The organism is Vagococcus allomyrinae (genome assembly GCF_017829975.1).
In the GTDB taxonomy this organism is placed as follows: domain Bacteria; phylum Bacillota; class Bacilli; order Lactobacillales; family Vagococcaceae; genus Vagococcus_D; species Vagococcus_D allomyrinae.
On sequence record NZ_JAEEGA010000006.1, the window covers coordinates 136,829 to 156,589 of the forward strand.

The 19,761-nt window shown below is 40.0% G+C and carries 19 protein-coding genes; 17 read left to right on the plus strand and 2 right to left on the minus strand.

Annotated elements, in window-relative coordinates:
* Nucleotide 1 precedes the first annotated feature (1 nt).
* Nucleotides 2–763, plus strand: a complete 762-nt coding sequence (locus I6N95_RS10690) for a class I SAM-dependent methyltransferase (RefSeq protein ID WP_209527454.1) — start codon at nucleotides 2–4, stop codon at nucleotides 761–763.
* Between the two features lie 62 nt (nucleotides 764–825).
* Here I6N95_RS10690 and I6N95_RS10695 read toward each other — a convergent pair whose 3' ends face one another.
* Nucleotides 826–1,137: a DUF1827 family protein gene (locus I6N95_RS10695; RefSeq protein WP_209527456.1), complete on the minus strand. Its 312-nt coding sequence runs from the start codon at nucleotides 1,135–1,137 to the stop codon at nucleotides 826–828.
* 336 nt (nucleotides 1,138–1,473) lie between these two features.
* Nucleotides 1,474–3,687 carry an ATP-dependent Clp protease ATP-binding subunit gene (locus I6N95_RS10700; protein ID WP_209527458.1) on the minus strand — a complete coding sequence of 738 codons (2,214 nt, stop codon included), beginning with the start codon at nucleotides 3,685–3,687 and terminating at the stop codon, nucleotides 1,474–1,476.
* 396 nt (nucleotides 3,688–4,083) lie between these two features.
* Between I6N95_RS10700 and I6N95_RS10705 the strand changes: the two genes are divergently transcribed.
* From I6N95_RS10705 to tig, 16 genes are all read left to right on the plus strand, one after another.
* Nucleotides 4,084–4,272 carry a hypothetical protein gene (locus I6N95_RS10705; RefSeq protein ID WP_209527460.1) on the plus strand — a complete coding sequence of 63 codons (189 nt, stop codon included), beginning with the start codon at nucleotides 4,084–4,086 and terminating at the stop codon, nucleotides 4,270–4,272.
* Nucleotides 4,273–4,452: 180 nt separating this feature from the next.
* A complete protein-coding gene (locus I6N95_RS10710) occupies nucleotides 4,453–4,719 on the plus strand; it encodes a phosphocarrier protein HPr (RefSeq protein ID WP_209527462.1) in 267 nt (88 codons plus the stop codon).
* Nucleotides 4,716–6,437 (plus strand): phosphoenolpyruvate--protein phosphotransferase, encoded by a 1,722-nt coding sequence (gene ptsP, locus I6N95_RS10715; protein ID WP_209527751.1) that lies wholly within the window; start codon nucleotides 4,716–4,718, stop codon nucleotides 6,435–6,437. Before I6N95_RS10710 ends, ptsP begins: the two co-directional genes overlap by 4 nt.
* A 77-nt stretch (nucleotides 6,438–6,514) precedes the next feature.
* Complete coding sequence (locus I6N95_RS10720; protein WP_245249395.1) at nucleotides 6,515–7,162, plus strand: response regulator transcription factor; 648 nt, start codon at nucleotides 6,515–6,517, stop codon at nucleotides 7,160–7,162.
* 63 nt (nucleotides 7,163–7,225) lie between these two features.
* Nucleotides 7,226–8,803: a sensor histidine kinase gene (locus I6N95_RS10725; protein WP_209527464.1), complete on the plus strand. Its 1,578-nt coding sequence runs from the start codon at nucleotides 7,226–7,228 to the stop codon at nucleotides 8,801–8,803.
* A gap of 146 nt (nucleotides 8,804–8,949) precedes the next feature.
* Entirely contained in the window at nucleotides 8,950–9,819 is an 870-nt protein-coding gene (locus I6N95_RS10730; protein WP_209527466.1) for an ATP-binding cassette domain-containing protein, read from the plus strand.
* Nucleotides 9,812–10,591, plus strand: a complete 780-nt coding sequence (locus I6N95_RS10735; protein WP_209527468.1) for an ABC transporter permease — start codon at nucleotides 9,812–9,814, stop codon at nucleotides 10,589–10,591. Before I6N95_RS10730 ends, I6N95_RS10735 begins: the two co-directional genes overlap by 8 nt.
* A gap of 215 nt (nucleotides 10,592–10,806) precedes the next feature.
* Nucleotides 10,807–11,319, plus strand: coding sequence for a methyltransferase domain-containing protein (locus I6N95_RS10740; RefSeq protein ID WP_209527471.1), 513 nt, complete (start codon nucleotides 10,807–10,809; stop codon nucleotides 11,317–11,319).
* A gap of 358 nt (nucleotides 11,320–11,677) precedes the next feature.
* The gene (locus I6N95_RS10745) at nucleotides 11,678–12,886 is read left to right on the plus strand and encodes a glycosyltransferase (RefSeq protein WP_209527473.1); all 1,209 of its coding nucleotides are present in this window, start codon (nucleotides 11,678–11,680) and stop codon (nucleotides 12,884–12,886) included.
* A gap of 20 nt (nucleotides 12,887–12,906) precedes the next feature.
* Nucleotides 12,907–13,959, plus strand: coding sequence for a lysylphosphatidylglycerol synthase transmembrane domain-containing protein (locus I6N95_RS10750; RefSeq protein WP_209527475.1), 1,053 nt, complete (start codon nucleotides 12,907–12,909; stop codon nucleotides 13,957–13,959).
* A gap of 185 nt (nucleotides 13,960–14,144) precedes the next feature.
* Nucleotides 14,145–15,032 (plus strand): NAD(P)-dependent oxidoreductase, encoded by an 888-nt coding sequence (locus I6N95_RS10755; protein ID WP_283808961.1) that lies wholly within the window; start codon nucleotides 14,145–14,147, stop codon nucleotides 15,030–15,032.
* Nucleotides 15,033–15,152: 120 nt separating this feature from the next.
* On the plus strand, nucleotides 15,153–15,392 hold the full coding sequence (locus I6N95_RS10760; RefSeq protein ID WP_209527479.1) for a YkuJ family protein: 240 nt from the start codon (nucleotides 15,153–15,155) through the stop codon (nucleotides 15,390–15,392).
* A gap of 156 nt (nucleotides 15,393–15,548) precedes the next feature.
* Nucleotides 15,549–16,559: a signal peptide peptidase SppA gene (gene sppA, locus I6N95_RS10765; RefSeq protein WP_209527481.1), complete on the plus strand. Its 1,011-nt coding sequence runs from the start codon at nucleotides 15,549–15,551 to the stop codon at nucleotides 16,557–16,559.
* A 1-nt stretch (nucleotide 16,560) separates the two neighbouring features.
* Complete coding sequence (locus I6N95_RS10770) at nucleotides 16,561–17,355, plus strand: RDD family protein (RefSeq protein WP_245249396.1); 795 nt, start codon at nucleotides 16,561–16,563, stop codon at nucleotides 17,353–17,355.
* Nucleotides 17,356–17,379: 24 nt separating this feature from the next.
* Nucleotides 17,380–18,309, plus strand: a complete 930-nt coding sequence (locus I6N95_RS10775) for a hypothetical protein (RefSeq protein WP_209527483.1) — start codon at nucleotides 17,380–17,382, stop codon at nucleotides 18,307–18,309.
* Between the two features lie 122 nt (nucleotides 18,310–18,431).
* Nucleotides 18,432–19,715: a trigger factor gene (gene tig / locus I6N95_RS10780; RefSeq protein ID WP_209527486.1), complete on the plus strand. Its 1,284-nt coding sequence runs from the start codon at nucleotides 18,432–18,434 to the stop codon at nucleotides 19,713–19,715.
* Nucleotides 19,716–19,761: the final 46 nt, after the last annotated feature.

The window sequence follows — 19,761 nt, forward strand, 5'->3', positions numbered from 1 at the left end:
GATGCTGTCAAAAGAACACGCGATAAACAGGTGGCAACTAGAAGAAAAGCAGGGCTTTACAGGATGGGACTTTTCTCATTTAAATGGACGTTGGGAAGTGAGTGAAACGCCTTGGAACGTGGCTGAAATAGTGAAAGGCTCTCTCCGGCCGACAGATGAGTTGTTGGATATGGGGACAGGTGGTGGAGAATTTTTATTGAGTTTGGCACATCCCTTTAATCAAACGGCCGTGACGGAAGGCTGGTTGCCGAATTATGAGTTACTTCGGAGACGTCTTGTTCCTTTAGGGGTTCAAGTACAACTGGTTGGGGAAGATGATCAGTTACATTTTCCAGATGCTAAATTTGATCTGGTGTTTAATCGTCACGAGTCATTTGATGAAAGAGAGGTTTGGCGGGTATTAAAGCCAGGGGGGCTGTTTATTACTCAACAAGTCGGAGCGGGTAATAATCGACGCTTACGTCAATTGATCAATTCGAATAAGACCATGATGTTTTCTGAGGTTAATTTAACTCATATGAGTGAAGCTCTTTGTCAACAAGGTTTTGAGTTACTGATGTCTGAGAAAGTGACCTTACCTTTTGCTTTTTTGGATGTAGGGGCTTTTGTTTATTATGCTAAAGTGATACCATGGGAGTTTCCTAATTTTACAGTTGAAACTCATGTTGAGATTTTGTGGCAATTGGAACGAGAAGTTAGAGAAACCGGTAAAATAGCCAGTTCAGAGGAGCGTTTTTTGCTGGTGGCTAAAAAGAAAAAATAAGTCAATAAAAGACGAGAAATAGTTGATTTCTCGTCTTTTGTTGACTCATCAAAATTGATGATTTATGCTTCTGCCACTTTTTCAGCTTTTGAAGGTATTGGGATGGATATCTCAACAATGCCATCTAGCTTGATAATACTTAAAGAATCTTTGTCATTAGGATCCTTGACTAAACGTCTCAGAACGGTTTCTACTTCATCTTTTTTTATGTTGCGTTGTTTATTTGTAATCAGAATTTCTTTATGAGTAGGGGCTTCTGTATAGATGACGGAGGATTTCCCAAGGGTAAATACTTTAATAAAATTCGCATCGGTATTTTCTAATTGTTTATTAACTAAATCGGGATAGCTGTTGGTTACGTCAATCAGTTTCATGTCTCTCACCTCACATATTCAATTTACAATCGGAACACTTAAGGTTAAGCTTTCTGATTCTATTAAGATTGTCTTAAAGATAGTATAACGCTTTTGTGACAATAATTCAAAGATATCTGCCTCTTTTTTTTACGAAAAAAGCGCTTTTTTTATTGTTAAAATGGAATTTAAGAGAATTAATCGTAATATCGAAATAACTTGTGAGGCTAGCGGCTTGCCATGAGTTGATTATCTAACGATTTCCTGGAGAACTTCACAAATTAAGACGTTATCAAAAAAAGTGGCAACTACAAGCCCCTAGGTGTTTGCAGTTGCCACTTTATTGAGTGGTGACGATTAGCCAGTGACGTCTTCCGTAATGATGATGGTTTCTTCTTGAAGAACGGCGATATTTCCCTCATCGTCAATGACGGCTTGTAGCTCTTTAACCGTTGGATTGTCTAGATAGAACTCGGCGATATTGTCTTCCAGTTGTTCTTGAATGACCCGACGAAGTGGGCGGGCACCCATAGCAGGATCATAGCCTAAATCAACTAGTTTCTCTTTAACCGCTTGGGTTACATTGATGTGGAGATGTTGGTCGGCTAACATTCTGTTAACTTCATTTAACATTAAATCAACAATGGTTAAGAGACTTTCTTTTGTAAGGGACTGGAATTCAATAATTCCGTCAAAACGGTTAAGGAATTCTGGTTTGAAATATTGATCTAAACGATCTAGTATGGCCGTGGATTTGTCTTCACGACTTGCACCAAAGCCGACGTTTGCTTCAACATTACTGGTGCCAGCATTGCTGGTCATGATGATCAAAGTGTCTTTAAAGCTGACTGTCCGACCTTGAGAATCAGTTAGCCGGCCATCTTCGAGAATTTGTAGGAACATGTGTAGCACATCGGGATGAGCTTTTTCGACTTCATCTAAGAGAATTAAACTATAAGGGTTCCGGCGAACTTGCTCGGTAAGCTGTCCAGCTTCATCGTAACCGACATAACCTGGAGGGGCACCGATTAGTTTTGCCACGCTGTGTTTTTCCATAAATTCACTCATATCAAATCGAATCATGGTCTCAGCAGAACCAAACATTTCCAGCGCTAATTGTTTAGCCAATTCTGTTTTACCGACTCCAGTTGGTCCGACGAATAGGAAGGAACCGATTGGTCGATTCTTTTTGTTGAGACCAACACGATTGCGGCGAATCGCTTTGGCAACTTTGTCAACGGCTTCGTTCTGGCCGATAACATGTTGACGCAAATCTTCAGCTAAGCTCTTCAACTGAGTTTGTTCTTTTTCTTTTAATTCACCGACTGGAATGCCCGTTTGCATTTCAACCACTTTTTCCATATCTTTTTCTGTAACGATTGGCATGTCTTCGTCACTGACTTGTTTTTCTTTCAGAGCCGTTAACTTAGCAACTTGATCACGATAGTAAGCAGCTTTTTCGTAGTCTTCTTCGACTGAAGCCACTTGTTTTTGTTTTTCTGCTTCTTGGAGTCGTTCTTCAATAACTTTTGGATCCATGGTCTGGATTGTTAAATTCTTTTTAGAACCAGTTTCATCCAATAAGTCGATGGCCTTGTCTGGCAAGAAGCGATCTTGGATGTAGCGGCTTGATAACGTGACGGCGCTATTAATGGCTTCGTCGGTATATTTGACATGGTGATAATCTTCGTAACGTTTCTGAATGCCTTGTAAAATTTTAATGGTTTCTTCTTGCGTCGGTTCGCTGACTTGAACGGGTTGTAAACGGCGTTCCAAAGCAGCGTCTTTTTCGATAATGCGGTATTCGTTGAGTGTTGTTGCGCCAACCATCTGCAGCTCACCACGGGCAAGGGCGGGTTTTAAGATATTACCAGCATCCATGTTGCCATCTCCGGCACTACCTGCACCAACTAATTCATGTACTTCATCGATAAAGAGAATGATTCGTTTATCATTTTGAACCTCGGCCATCAATTGTTGCATCCGTTCTTCAAATTGGCCACGTATTCCCGTTCCTTGAACTAAGGAAACCACATCGAGTTGAATCACTTCTTTGTCAGCTAGTTTTTGCGGAATATCACCACTGGCAATCATCAAAGCTAAGCCCTCGGCAACAGCGGTTTTACCTACACCAGGCTCACCGATTAATACCGGATTGTTTTTTGTCCGGCGGTTAAGAATTTCAATGACGCGAGTAATTTCTTTATCGCGACCAATAACAGGGTCTATTTTCCCGGCTCTCGCTTGTTCTGTCAGGTTTAAACCATATTCATCTAAGAGCGTTCGTTTGCCACCTTGAGGTCCTCTTGGCGGCATGCCAGCACCGCCTTGTTGAGGCGTTAATCGGCTTGTTTCTTGTGCTCCCATTTGTTGAGAGAGGGCGCGGAACCAGTCATCGATTGAACTAAATCCGTAGGGATCCTGGTTGGCTGCCATTTTATGTTGACCTTGTTGTTGTGCTTTTAGTTCTTGGTAACAACTTTGGCAGTAATCTAATTGTTTGCGTTCGCCACCAACATTTGCATAGAGATGAATGGAGGCTTCATTTTTTTGACATTTTTGGCATAACATATCTTGCTCACATCCTTTGAGTAGTTGTCTGACTAAAGTTGACTTTAAATTAATTAGCCCCTAACTAGTCAGTAATAGTTAGTGAAAATAAGGTTGACCTATTTTGACCTTTGTTTTATTATAACATTTTTTAGAGGACAATCAAGAAATGTGATTGGATATCTGTCAAAAAAATGGTTGAACTCACTTTTTCAGAAAATGCGAGGAGGTAAAGGGAAGCTGAAATCATTATTCTGGGGAATAATGCTAAATTTTGATTATAAAATAACCATATATGTGCTAAACTAAGAGGTGTAACGGGGGAGATATTGCTTTTGTCTAAACGAACAATTGGCAATAGGGATTTAGGCGCAAAGTTAAGCGATGTAACAGTTTTTTTATCAGGAGGTGAAAAATATGATTGTAAATCCTTATGAAGAACAGTTGAAGCAGCTGGTTCTTGGTGACCTTCAGGAGGTAATTGTGGAGCAGGCAGATTTTCTTGTTTTTCGTGAGGCGTGGTTGGCTCATCCACAGAGAAAAGAGATTGTTGGAGAAGCGGGATTAAACGGTCGAATTGTTTACAGATTTCTGAAAGAAATGTAAAAATATGAAAATATTACGTGAAACTTAGTCAAAGAATATAAAAATGTTGTAACTATGCCAAAAAAATGGTAATCTTTACAATTGAAAGGGTAAATAATTAAAGTTCTAATTTTAGTCCATGAAAGACTTTAAGTAAAACCCTCGATTAAACAAAAACATACTCAAAGGAGAACGATTCTTATGGAAAAAAAAGATTTTCACATTGTAGCTGATACAGGGATTCACGCGCGTCCTGCAACTTTACTGGTTCAAACTGCTAGCAAATTTAACTCTGATATTAACTTGGAGTATAAAGGCAAATCAGTAAACTTAAAATCAATTATGGGTGTTATGTCTCTTGGTGTAGGCCAAGGTGCTGACGTCACTATTTCAATCGAAGGTGCTGATGAAACAGAAGCTTTAGCAGCTATCGTTGAAACAATGACAAAAGAAGGCTTGTCTGAATAATGGCGATGCTAAAAGGGATTGCGGCAAGTGATGGTGTTGCGATTGCAAAAGCATATTTGTTGATGCAGCCTGATTTGTCATTTTCCAAAAAGACAGTTGAAGATTCTGATGGGGAATTAGCTCGTTTAAACGATGCTTTAGCTAAATCAACGGAAGAATTGCAAGCAATTCGTAATAAAGCAGCTGAAACATTAGGTGAAGAAGAAGCACAAGTCTTTGACGCTCACTTAATGGTGTTGTCTGATCCAGAAATGATCGGCAGCATTGAAACAAGTATTCGCGATAAAAAAACGAATGCTGAGGCTGGTTTAACAGAAGTTACAGATATGTTCATTGGGATGTTTGAAGCCATGGAAGATAATCCTTACATGCAAGAACGTGCCGCAGACATTAAAGACGTCACTAAACGTGTTTTAAGCCACTTGTTGGGTGTGAAATTACCAAACCCGTCAATGATTGATGAAGAAGTTGTTGTCGTCGCTCATGACTTAACACCAAGTGATACAGCACAATTAGATCGTCGTTTTGTGAAAGCATTTGTTACCGATATTGGTGGACGTACGTCTCACTCAGCTATCATGGCTCGTTCTCTTGAAATTCCAGCGATTGTTGGAACCATGGATATTACGGCTAAGGTTGCTGAAGGGGATATCCTTGCTGTAAATGGTATCGATGGCGAAGTTTTTATTCATCCAACAGATGAACAAAAACAAGCTGTTGACGCGAAAGGCGCTGAGTTTGCTGCACAAAAAGCAGAATGGGAAAAGCTGAAACATGCTGAAACTGTCACTACTGATGGCAAACACATTGAACTTGCGGCCAACATCGGCACACCAAAAGATCTTGACGGTGTAAGAAATAATGGTGCGGAGGCGATCGGTTTATACCGGACAGAATTCCTATACATGGACTCACCAGATTTCCCAACGGAAGAAGATCAGTACAAAGCCTACAAAGCAGTTTTAGAAGGCATGGATGGTAAACCTGTTGTCGTTCGGACAATGGACATCGGTGGCGACAAAGAATTGCCTTACTTAACATTACCACACGAAATGAACCCATTCTTGGGCTACCGTGCGATTCGTATTTGTTTGGCTGAAGATGAAATGTTCCGTACGCAGTTACGGGCGCTTTTACGTGCCTCAGTACATGGACCGCTTCGCATCATGTTCCCAATGATTGCCACGTTGCAAGAGTTTAGAGAAGCGAAAGCTCTCTTGGAAGATGAAAAAGCTAAATTAACGGCAGAAGGCATTGCTGTATCAGATGAAATTCAAGTCGGTATCATGATCGAGATTCCAGCTGCGGCTGTGATTGCAGACAAATTCGCTAAAGAAGTTGACTTCTTCAGCGTTGGTACTAACGATTTGATTCAATACACAATGGCTGCTGACCGAATGAATGAGCGCGTTTCTTACTTGTACCAACCATACAACCCGGCTATCTTGCGTTTACTTAAAAACGTCATTGATGCAGCTCACGCTGAAGGCAAATGGGCTGGTATGTGTGGTGAAATGGCTGGGGATCAAACAGCTGTGCCACTGCTAGTTGGTTTAGGTCTAGATGAGTTTTCAATGAGTGCCACAAGCATCTTGAAAACACGTAGCTTAATGAAACGTTTAGATACAACTAAAATGGCGGAATTGGCTGAAAAAGCAATCAACGATTGTGATACGGCAGATGAAGTTGTTGCTCTAGTTGAACAGTATACTAAATAATATAACTGAAACCCCCAGTGATTGCGATCGCTGGGGGTTTTTGCTTAGATGGAGGAATTAGCATCGAACTGAAGGTATTGTATTTAGAAGATGATGTAACCATCGCAAGTGTCACGATGGAATACATGAAGATGAAAGGGTATCTTGTGACTCACGCGAGTGATGGGGAGGGGGCTTTAACCCTATTGAAAGAATCAGAGTTTGATCTGGCAATATTGGACATTATGGTGCCAGGAATCAGCGGCTTGGAGATATTGGCTTATCTTCATCAACAAGAGTTTTCGCCCCCGGTTATTATGCTCTCTGCTTTAGAAGATGAAGGAACTCAGATCAACGCCTTTAATTTGTTCGCAGATGATTACATTACGAAGCCTTTTTCACCGATTTTATTATTAAAGCGGATGGAAGCTGTTCTACGGCGAAAGCAAGTGCCTAAAGAGCGTGGGACAACGAAAGGGATCGAACTTCGAGAGTTGTCTTATGAGGTTTGGTTTAATGATCAATCGTTGCAGTTTACGGTAACAGAATATTTACTTTTTCAATTATTGTATCAGCATCCGACTCAAGTTTTTACAAGAGAGCAGTTGTTGACCCAGGTTTTTGCAGATGATTATTATCCAAATGATCGAATTATTGACGCTCATATTAAAAATATTCGCAAAAAGCTACCAGAAAATCTGATAAAAACGGTCATTGGTTTAGGTTATCAATATGACCCTCGTTGATTCATCTGAAATTCACGAACGATTCATGGAGTAAGTGTATATTTGTTATGAGGAAGGTGAGGTATGACTATTAGGAAACGCTTATTTTTTTATAGTTTTGGCGTAGTTGGTTTAGCAGCGTTGCTAATCCTGCTCTATTTTATGTTGATGTTGTCTCAGCTGTATGCAAAACAGATTGAAACAGATCGAGTGAATACATTGAAGTCAATTCAAGTGTTGCAATTATCTGGTGATGATCAGCAGATTAGTCAGGCTCTCAATCAATTTGAAACCCCGAATAGCATTGCAAGTATGACATTGATAGAAGGTTCGTCTAAAATCGTCATTAATCTCGCCTATTCGACGATTGAGTTGGATGTCACTGATCCTGATTTGCAAGGATTGGTCAAAGAGTTGTACGACTTGATAGCTGACATACAAAATCTAACGGAAAAAGAACTTGATGCTCAGGTGGCTGACTTGATTGAACGAGGCAAAGCATTGCTGACTCAAAAGGAGTTGCTACAAAAATGGGATTCAGACTTAATCACGCTTAAGGTCAAGGATACGAATCAGAACTATCAAGAGGTGTTTCAAGTAGAGGGAGGAGCTAACGTTCATCGAGTAACAGATCAACAATTCATTGTGGAGGCCAAGGTCTCTGATAATCATAATAGGTATTCGACTTATCTTGGCTTAACGAGTGAGCAGAAAAAGCTTCACCTTGTGATGGCGGCCGCCATGACGCCTAAAATGACGCAATTAAATCAGGTGATTTATGGGAGTTTGCCGATGATTGTGACCGTACTTTTGGTAATTATTAGTTTAGCCACAGGGATTCTTGCTTATCTCCTAATTAGGCCTTTAAAGAAAGTTTCCAATCTGATGGAGGACATGAAGAAGGGCCGTTATGAGTTGACTGAGGTAAGCGAAGGTGTTCGGGATGAGTATCAACAACTGGAAGCTGATTTAGTGGCTCTATATGCCACCTTGGAACATCAAAAGAGCCAGTTGGCTACGCAGAATCAGCGCCAAGGAGTATTTTTAAAAGCCTCGTCGCATCAATTAAAAACGCCCGTGACGGGAGCGTTATTACTTGTGGAAGGGATGATTGGAGAAGTCGGTAAGTATCGAGAAACCGCGCGCTATTTGCCTGAGGTTAAAGAGACGTTACGTTCGATGGAGCAGATTATCAACGAAATTTTGCTGATTGATCAACGAGTTAAAGCAGAGCCACAACTGGTTTCAGTGACATTAGCGGCGATGGTCCAACCTTTGATAGCGCAGCAAGCTGTTTTGTTTGAGAAAAAAAGCCTAGAGCTTAAAAGCGACATTGATCCTGAAATGCTAATCAATACAGACCCTATTTATTTTGAGCAGATAGTTGAAAACCTACTGAGTAATGCTTGTAACTATACGGATAGCCAGCAAAAAATTAGAATTTACACCAAAGCATCTAAGTTGATAATTGAAAATGATGGCTGTCAATTAGATGAAACGTGGTTAGAAAAATTATTTGAGCCTTTCGTTAGACCGCCTCAAAAGAGGAAGGGGCATGGACTGGGGTTATATTTGGTGGCCCAGTATGCAGAGCTTTTAGGTTTGCGTGTTACGCTTGCCAACAGTAATCGAAACAGTGTCGTTGCGACTATCCATTTCTGACGTTATCGCAAAGGATAAAACTTTTTCTATATCGTAGTTTGGCTCCAGTTTCACGACCCGTTCAGCTTTTCTGATGATTCACAGCAACTTCATCTGAGATTCACATGATGATGAGAGACTGATATTAGAAAGAGGGGGAATGGTATATGTTAACAATCAAAAAATTATCAGTGACTTTTGGTCAAAACGTTGCACTGGAGATAGATCAGGAAATCAGGTTTGAAGAAAATGACCGCATCGGCATTATCGGCTCAAATGGTGCAGGAAAATCGACTTTAATCAATAGCTTGTTGGGGATTGTTCCTTATAAAGGTGACATCCAAACCAATCTTACACCGCGAGATATGGCGGTTCACCTACAAGAAAATAGTTATTCGAATAATGTGTCAGTCAAATTAATTATGGAGACTATTTTGGGAACTAAGCTTAAGGCAAACAAGGAGCTTCAAGAACTTATTGCTTATTTTGATTTTGACAAGTGTTTGGCCAAGCGTTTCAATAAATTATCAGGCGGTCAGAAACAACGCTTGACATTAATTTTAGTGATGTTGCAAAAGGCAGACTTAACCTTTTTTGATGAAGTGTCCTCTGGTCTGGATTTTGAAACACGGCAAATATTGATGACTAAGTTGACAAATTGGTACAGTCAACGCTCTGGTACCTTGTGTGTGGTGTCTCACTATTACGATGAGTTAGAGAAATTGACGAATAAGTTATTGCTTTTAGATAAGGGACGGGTCGTAGCGTTTGGAAGGTTGGAAGAGTTATTTAGTCAGTACTGTGGCTACTCAGTTATTACAGTGGAAGACACGCCTGTCACCAAAACTTTTTTTGGTGAGTATCGTCAATTGAAGGCTCCTTCGCAGGTGTTGGCTTTGGCTTGTCACAATCAGGAAGATGAGCGTAAAATTGTCAATCTCTGCATTCAATCGAACATTAATTACAAACGACGTAACAATGACATTGAGATTATGACGTTGAATGCTAAAGGTTCTGAGGAGGTGTCTCATGGGTAAGTCAACATTTAAAGGGTTGTTAAAATATGAAGCAATCAACACCATGACTAATTTTTTCACGCCATTTTTTGGTATTGTGTTTCCGATGTTGATGGGAACATTGTTAGTGGCGACCATCACGAAGACGGTGCCGGATTCTCAACAAGCTAGTGTAGGAACCAGTGTTGCCATTGTAACGTCTTTGATTATTCCAATGTCGATTATGTTGGTTAGTTTTCCCGCTCTCTTTAGTCAAGAAGCCGAACAGGGTGTGTTGGCAAGAATGGAATTGTTTAATTTTCGTGAGCGTGATATCTTACTGGCCAAAATCGTTATTCATTATTTGGTTATCACCTGTTCTGCTATTTTATATGGTGCTGTCATGGTTTGGGTGAATCATATTTTACTGCCTAAATTAAGTTCTTTTTTGATTTTTATCTTTTGTTATTATCTATTGGCTACCTTATTATTTGTGTTTGCTTATTCGGTTGGTGCTTTGCTGAAAAAGTTTGGGACAACTTACGCTATTACGATGACGGTTTATTTTGCCCTGATGGGAATGTCTGGCATGATGGGTGTTCAACCTGATCAATTGCCTGTCTGGGGGCAAAAAATTGCTTATGCCCTGCCAATGGCACACATTAACACTGATTTCATTAAATATTGGGTCACGGGGTTTAGTGGGTATAATTTTATGCCCTTAGTTCAATCCTTTATTTTTATGGGGGCACTAGTTTCGTTATGTTATCTGTTGAGCTGGTATCGACGAAAACGAAGCTTAGGCGCTAAATAAACTGAGTCAAGCTGGGCTAGATGTTGATCTGGCCTTTTTTGGGTGTCTTCTTGATATCGGCCTGTGGACTGATGGCAAGTCGCTGGTTTCATGCCATAATTAGGAAGGAATGGAGTGGTTTGGTGCTGATTATTAGTTGTTTATTTGTCATTTTGATCGTTTGTTTGTTATTACAGCAATCACGAAAACCTTCTGGGCTGCTAGGGAGGTGGATGATGGCTCTCTGGAATCGAGTCTATCAGCCGATGGTTAAATGGAGTTTAAGGGGTGCTGATTTAGCTAATCCTCAAAGAGTGTTGGATATTGGCGTAGGAAATGGCCTCTCTACTAGCTATTTAAGCCAATTATTTCCAGACGCGACCTGTCTGGGCGTTGACTATGCGCCGGAAGCAGTTAAAGTGGCTTTAAAACGCAAAAGTGAAAAGCTTGATTTTCAAGTAGCTGACGTTACTATGTTGCCCTTTAAATCAGCTGAATTTGGACTGATAACAGCTTTTCAAACGCATTTTCATTGGCATGACGTAAGAAAAGGCCTGATCGAGTGCTACCGCGTCTTAGCAGTAGGTGGTCAATTGGTGATAGCTTGTGAAAAGAATAAAGTTGCTTATTATTTAAAAGAACAAGCCGATCATCAGGATGCCTGCTCTTTTTTTGAATCCCTTGGGTTTGTCAATGTTGTCATTAAAGAACAAGGACCTTGGATTGCTTATTACGGGCAAAAGATATAAGGGTTTGCTAAGAATTGTTACTATTTTTTTGCTATTTGTTTAATTATGGTATAATGTCTCAAGAAGAAAACTTATTGCTATCAGGCATTTTCTGAGTGTAGTCTTGGCACCTCAAAGTTGGCTAAAAGTCTTAAGTTGAGGTTTGTCACATAAATAATGGTCTATATAGCTCCTATTAAATAATGACGATCAATCGTTAAACTTCCAGCTAAAAAGAAGCTGAAAGCACCACTCTCTGCTCGTCATTATGTTGATAATCCAATGGAACTATATGTTCGGATTATTTTACGGGATGTATATAGAGATTATTCGTTGGTGAATCTATGAGAGTTGTAAAAGTTGTATGGAGGAAAGAACAGTGAAAATTGGTTTTTTTACGGATACATATTTTCCGCAAATAAGTGGTGTGGCCACATCCATCAAAACGTTAAAAGATGAATTAGAAAAAAATGGCCACGAAGTGATTATATTCACAACATCTGATCCGAATGCTGAAGATGAACAGGGAATTGTGCGGATGCCCAGCATTCCCTTTATTTCGTTTAAAGATCGTCGTGTGGTAGTTAGTGGCATGATCGATGCTTATGAAACGGCTAAAAGTCATCATTTGGATATTATTCACACTCATACGGAATTTGGGACAGGTTGGTTAGGAAAGTATATAGCTAAGCAATTAGGAATTCCCACGGTTCACACGTATCATACGATGTATGAGGATTATTTACATTACATCGCCCATGGCAAGTTGATCAGGCCTTATCATGTTAAGCAGGCCTCGCGAGCTTTTTGTCGTAATTTGAGTGGTGTCGTCTGCCCGAGTGAACGGGTGGTGGAAAAGCTACGTCAATATCAAATACATGCCCCGATGGCGATTATTCCAACAGGCGTTAACTTACGCAAGTTCGCAACTGATTTTTCGGAAATGCCTCTGTCTATTCGAGAAGAGCATGGCTTGACGGAAGACAATGTCCTCTTGTTGTCTTTGAGTCGCTTATCTTTTGAAAAAAACATTCAAGCTATTATTCAAGGAATGCCTATTATTTTAAACGCTGTGCCAACTGCAAAGTTACTAATCGTTGGCAAAGGCCCTTATTTGAAAGAATTACAAGAGTTAGTTTCGGAGTTAGCTATTGAACAAGCTGTGGTGTTTGTCGGCGAAGTTTTAAATCAGCAAGTAGGTCGTTACTACCGAGAAGTGGATTATTTTGTGAATGCTTCAGATTCTGAATCACAAGGTTTAACGTATATTGAAGCACTGGCGTCTTCCACTAAAATAGTGGCCAAGGGGAACGATTATTTGGATCAGCTAATTGTTGATCCAGCTCTAGGTCAGACCTTTGAAACAGATGATGACTTTGCGGAAACCTTTATTAGTTATCATCATCAGGAAGTTGTGGATCAACCAGCTGTTCGTCAGGAAAAACTGTACGAAATTTCCAGTGAGAATTTTGCTAAAAAAATCGAGCACTTTTATCAGGACGCTCAATCTTATTATCAAGTTTTTATTGAAGAAGAAGAGGATGAGCGCGCCCATTTGCCTTTGCGTTTGTTTAAAAAGAAAGAATAAATTCTGATGGAGGATCCTTAATGACGAAAAAGAATCGCATTTATCTATATGTTGCCTTGTTAATTGGGGGTGGCGTTTTATTTAACGAGTTGCGAAAAATAAGTATCGCTGACCTCTTGCAGGAACTGACAGAATTAAAATTTTCTTGGCTCTTAGTGGCCATCGGTTGCATGTTGTTGCACTGGTCGATTGAAGGGAAAATTATTCAAGGCCTTTTAAAACGTCAGCAAGGTGATTTTAGTTTTAAAAATGCGGTTAGAATTCCATTGATCGAGCATCTTTTTAACGCGATTACCCCTTTTTCATCAGGTGGACAACCAGCTCAATTGTTAGCTTTGGTTAAATCTGGCGTTGATCCTGGCGTAAGTGGTTCAGTTTGCTTGATGAAGTTTGTCGTTTATCAAGTTATGATTGTGTTGAATTTTGTGGCCTGTATTATTTTTGGTTTTCGTCTGATTTCCCACGAGTTAGCCGAACTTTCTTATTTTGTTATGTTGGGGTTTTTGATTAATGTGGTGGTGGTCGTCAGTTTGTTGATGCTGATGTACTGTTATCCCATGACTAACGCCATTGTTAAATTCGTAATGGGGATTATTAAGAAATTTGTTCGGGGGCCTCGAGGAGAAGCTCTTGAGTTGTCTGTATTTGAGAAAATGACGAATTTTTATGAAGAGAGTCAGTATATGCGTCGTGAAAAAAGTGTTATGCGCCGAACCTTTGCCTTGACTTTTGCTCAGTTGGTTTGCTACTACGTAGTTCCTTATTTTATCTTGCTGAGTTTAGGTGTCAGTCAAGTGGATGTGTTACAGATCGTCATTTTTCACGCCTTTATCATTTTAATCATCTCCCTCTTTCCCGTTCCTGGTGGGACTGGTGGGGCTGAATACAGCTTTACCCTGTTGTTTGGCAGTTTTATTGCTGTCACGAGTAAATTGGTGGTGGCGATCGTTTTATGGCGAATTGTGACTCATTATATTGGTATCTTATTAGGAATGCTTGCTCTGTTTGTTGAACCTGATTTACCGAAAGCCAAAATAGCTCTTGTAAAAAAATCAGCACCGGAATTAATGTAAGACAGCTAAGCTCTTTAAGTGTTAGACTATTTTCTAACCTTAGAGAGCTTTTCTGGCTTTTTTTATTGGTAATGAAAGAGAGGAAGAGTATAATAGGTTTATGAGTAGTAGTGTGTTAGGGCTACGGCCGTAGGTGAGACAGTCATCGGCTGAGATCCTGATCAAAAGTGTTAAACAAGGAGGATTTGTCTATGAAAACAATTGGATTTATTGGAACAGGTGTTATGGGAGCTTCTGTCGTTAAGCATTTGCTAAAGGCTGGTTATGAACTGAATGTTTATAATCGTACTAAGACCAAAACAGACGCATTGATAGCTCTAGGAGCTGTTTGGCAAGAGAACCCTCGAGAAGTCGCTGCTAAAAGTGAGGTGGTTTTTACCATGGTTGGCTATCCGTCTGACGTGGAAGAAACATACTATGGTCCTCTTGGCATTTTTTCTACTGATGTGACAGGCAAGGTCTTGGTCGATATGACAACGAGTACCCCCTCATTGGCGATTAAAATCGCTGATACGGCCCGCGAAAAAGGGATTACTAGTTTGGATGCTCCAGTATCAGGTGGTGACTTAGGCGCTCAGAATGGCACATTAACAACGATGGTTGGTGGTGATCGCAACAGTTATGAGCAACTTGTCCCAATTTTTGAGGTTTTTAGTGCGAAAGTCAATCATCAAGGAGCGGCTGGCGCCGGCCAACATACGAAGATGGCCAATCAAATTATGATTGCGGGCACGATGACAGGAATGACGGAGCTTTTAGTGTATGCTGAAAAGGCTGGTTTAGAATTGGCAAAAGTTCTGGATACTGTTGGTGGTGGTAGTGCAGCAAATTGGTCTTTGACGAATTATGGTCCACGAATTCTTCGAGAGGATTTTAGTCCTGGTTTTTTTGCAAAGCACTTTCTCAAGGATTTGAAAATTGCTTTAGATGAGTCGGCAAGAATGGGAATAGCGCTGCCTGCGACTGAAAGAGCGAAAGAACTTTATGAAAAGCTGACAGAACAGGGCTTTGAGAATGATGGAACGCAAGCGTTGATTAAGCTGTGGTGGCCGACTGGAAAGCCTCAAGATTAAAATTCAATTAAGAGTTAGAAAAAATTAAAAAAAAACTGAAAAATATGGTTATTTTCGGTGCATATACTAACGTAGTCTGATACAATGTAACAGAAAGTGAAATTGAAGGAGGCTTGCCCTATGAAACATTCACAATTGGTTGCGATTATCAAAAGATTGGAAGCCATGATTGAAGCGTCTGCGACTGATAAAGAAATTCAAGTTCGCCGTTTCGAACGTGAAGGAAATGAACGATGTATTGTTACTTATGACTCAGCAAACGAGATGTTTGAATTAACGGAATCTGATACCCAACAAGTATATCAGTTTGATGATATTGATTTAGTTGCGATAGAGATTTATGAGTTACTACAAGCCTAATAAGGACATAAACCAACTCAAGAAGATAATTTATCTTCTTGAGTTTTTATATACCTGATAATCGGTTATGTCTCGTGAAGTAAGAGTGGCTATGGTAAAATGGGTTAAAGGGCCAAAAAGTAATTTGTGGTCATTGATGAGGAAAAGGAGAAAATTATGACAAGTAAAAGGTGGATAGCAATTGGCATCGCGTTAGGGTTGTTCTTACTTTGGATGCTGGTGCCTTCAGCAAACGAAGAGGTGTCAGTTGACGAATTATTAGGAACTAACGGAATAACAGAGGAAGTCGTAAGTCAGAGAGGGGAAGAAAAGATTGCTTTACTGGAGATAGATGGTACGATTGCCGCTAGTTCTGGTGACTCATTGTTCGCTTCTGCTGGTTATAATCACCAATTTTTTATGGCACAATTAGATGAGATTGCCAATGATGAGTTGGTCAAGGGGATTTTGTTAGAAGTTAATTCTCCAGGTGGTGGGGTTTATGAAAGTGCTGAAATTGCTAGAGCTATTAAAGCCATTCAAGAAGATCGTGAGATTCCCTTTTACGTTTCCATGAAAAATATGGCAGCTAGTGGTGGTTATTATGTTTCGGCCAGTGCAGATAAGATCTATGCAGCTGACGAGACCATGACCGGGTCGATTGGTGTGATTATGTCTGGGCTTAATATGTCGGGATTGATGGATAAGCTGGGAATTTCTGATGAGACGGTTAAGAGTGGTGAATTGAAAGATGTTGGGTCGACAACTCGTAAGTGGACAGAAAAAGATCGTCAAGTGTTACAGGAGATGATTGATAGTTCTTATGGCAGATTTGTTGATATTGTGGCGGAAGGACGTCATATGCCGGAAGAAAAGGTTCGTGAGATTGCTGATGGTCGGATTTACGATGGCGTTCAAGCTAAGGAAAATGGGTTAGTGGATGAGCTTGGCTTTCCTGAAGATGCTATGGCGGCTTTACAATCGGAGAATCGCTTAAAAAACGCTTCTATTATCCAATATCAACTGCCTCGCTCATTTGCTGATACGTTTGCCAGTTCGTGGTTAGGTACCAGGGTTAACGGACTTTTAGGGCAAAAGAACACGCAAGCAGACGCTTTATCAAAAGTTCTTAATAGTTTTAGTTCTGAAGAAGCACCACGAATGATGTATTTATACGGAGGTGAGTAATATGACGGAACAAAAGTATGTGGAAGATCCCCAAGAAGAAAAGGAACAACCAGAAAAGGTCGACTTTCCTTCGGAAGATAACTTGGCGGAGTGGCAGGCTGAAAAAATGGCACGGGAGTCACAGAATGAACGTCAGGAGCTACCTGAAACGGATGGCACTTCAGCAGAACGTGATGAACCTAAGCCCTTGCCTAAGAAAGTTGAAAAGAATGCGGCAGATTTTTTAATACAAAACAGAGGGAAACGTGAAGAACAGCAATATAGTCAAGCGGAAAAAGCGGACAATCAAAAGAGTTGGCAACGATTTATTGAGCCGCCTCAGCGTCAACGAGCTTATCATCATTTTCCCCATTATTTTTACGCTGGTTTTTGGATTAGGGCATTTGCTTTTTTGGTTGATATCTTGTGTATTAGTTTAATTTCCAGTATATTACTGAATGGTATTTTAAGTTTTGTCGGATTAAAAGCAGGTGGAAATTTGACGCCTTACGGTTTGTTAAGTTTGGCGATTTACTTGGGTTACTTTGTTTTGATGACTAAGTTTACTAATGGCCAGACCATAGGGAAAATGATTTTTGGGATTCAAGTGGTCTGCTTTAAAGAGGAAAATCTCAGTTGGGCAACCGTCTTAGTTCGTGAAGGGGCATGCCGTTTTATTTTGAAATCAGGTTTAGGTTTAATAGGCTATCTACCAGCTGCTTTTACGCCTACTAAACAACACCTAGGGGATTTTTTGAGTGATACAAGTGTGGTTACGTTAAATAGTATTAAGGCGTATAACGGTGTTAAGTTTTAGAAAACAGATCGAGGATGTGATGAAGTGAATGAGCCAATTGACTTTCCGTTGAATTTTGACCGTTACATGGAGATGGGGCAACTTGCTTTGGCTGACGGGTTGTTAGATGAGGCCTTATTAAACTTCGAAAATGCTTATAATTTACAAGAGGATTTTCAAGCCAATCGTTCCCTTGTGTCGGTTTTAATGGCTCGAAGTGAGTTTTTTGAAGCGAAGAAGATTGCTGATGAAATGAAAGCTGATTATCTAGGAGATGCCGAGAATTTTCTACTCTACCTGACTCTGTTGGCTGGAACTCAATTTTTTATACAAGGACGAAAATTAGTGAGACATTCTGACTTTTCAGATGATGTTAAAGAAAGCTGTTTAGCGGAGTTGGAACAAGGGGAGCATTTTTTTCGCAAGTTCCAAAGGAGAGAATTAGTTGAACGACAAGCTTTAGCTCTAGAGTTGAGTTGCGCTTCATTTTACCAACAAGGGAAGCAGTTACGGGCTTTGGAACGCTTGCCTCAAACAGAGTATATAGAGATTGCTAAAAAATTGATTGATGAGGCTGATTTGCCTTTGTTGTTAAATAATGGGTTGATTGAAACCTTGGTTGAGCTAGGGTGTCAGGTAACAGTTGACAGTCAAACGATCAATGGCCGTCAAACGATTAATTTGGCTGAGTTAATGCCGATCAATCAGCAGAAAAGTTATCTCGCCTGCTTGAAACAGCTTCAACTTCAACTGGAAAATAATGACTCTGAATTGAGTCAATCTTTGCGCGAGGAATTGCGTTTACAATTTATTCTGTTATATCCTCTAGGAGATCAGCTTATCAACGATCCTGGGACTTGGATTGAGCTTTTTTTGGCCAGTTATTTTGATAATGAGCTTAAAGAGGATCATGAAATGGCCTATTTGGATCTTCAAAGACGGCTTAGACAGGAACTTGCTTCTTTGGTTATTTAAACCGAGTATTAATCCAAGGAAATCGGGGATAAATGTTTACAAGTAAAGGTTGATAGTGTATTATTGTAAGGTATGCAATTGATAGAATGATTAAAATTAGATATTCTGGAGGGAATTATTAGATGACAGCCAAGTGGGAAAAGAAAGGCACCAATGATGGTGTATTAACATTTGAAATCGACAAAGATACTGTTGCAAAAGAATTAACAACAACTTTTAATAAAGTGAAGAAAAACCTTAGTGCACCAGGTTTCCGTAAAGGAAAAATTTCTCGTCAGCTATTTAACAAAATGTATGGCGAAGCGTCACTATATGAAGATACTTTAAATGCATTATTACCTAAAGCTTATGATGCTGCGGTTATCGAAGCTGGGATCGATCCAGTTGCTCAACCTAAAATTGACATTGAAAGCATGGAAGCTAACTCTGATTGGGTTATTACGGCTGAAGTTATCGTTAAACCTGAAGTTAAATTAGGTGAATATAAAAATCTAACAGTTGAAAAGCAAGATCGCGAAGTCACTGAAGAAGAAGTAGAAGCAGCGATTAAAGCTAAGCAAGAATCTTTAGCTGAATTAGTGATTAAAGAAACAGAACCTGCTGTTAACGGTGACACAGTGGTGATCGATTATAAAGGAATGAAAGACGGCGTGGCCTTCGATGGCGGAACGGCTGATAATCATTCGTTAGAATTAGGTTCTAACTCATTCATCCCAGGTTTTGAAGAACAATTAGTTGGAGCCAAAGCTGGTGATGAAGTAGAAGTTAAAGTAACCTTCCCAGAAGAATATCATTCAGAAGACTTAGCGGGTGCGGAAGCAATCTTTGAAGTGAAAGTTCATGAAGTAAAAGGGAAAGAATTACCTGAACTTGATGATGAATTTGCTAAAGACGCGGATGAAGAAGTTGAAACATTAGCTGAATTGAAAGAAAAAATCCGTAAAGAGCTAGAAGAAAGTAAAGAAAAGGCTGCTGAAGAAGCCGTACATGAGTTAGCTATGCAGCAAGCAGTTGCCAATGCGGAAATCGTTGATTTACCACATGAAATGGTTCATGATGAAGTTCACCGCTCAATGGATGAATTCTTAAATAACATGCAACGTCAAGGGATTGCGCCTGACATGTACTATCAATTAACGGGTACAACAGAAGCTGATCTACATACTCAATTTGAAGGTGAAGCTGAAACTCGCGTGAAGACAAACCTAGTGATTGAAGCAGTTTCAAAAGTTGAAGACTTTGAAGCAACTGATGAAGACATTCAAAAAGAGCTTGAAACATTAGCTGAATCTTACAACATGGAAATTGATGCAGTTCGCAAAGTGTTAACAGATGATATGTTAAAACACGACATTGTGCTGAAAAAAGCCTTAGACGTTATTACGGAAACGGCTAAAGAAGCTTAATTTAGGCTGGAAACGTAAAAGAGCGAAGGATTTCCTTTGCTCTTTT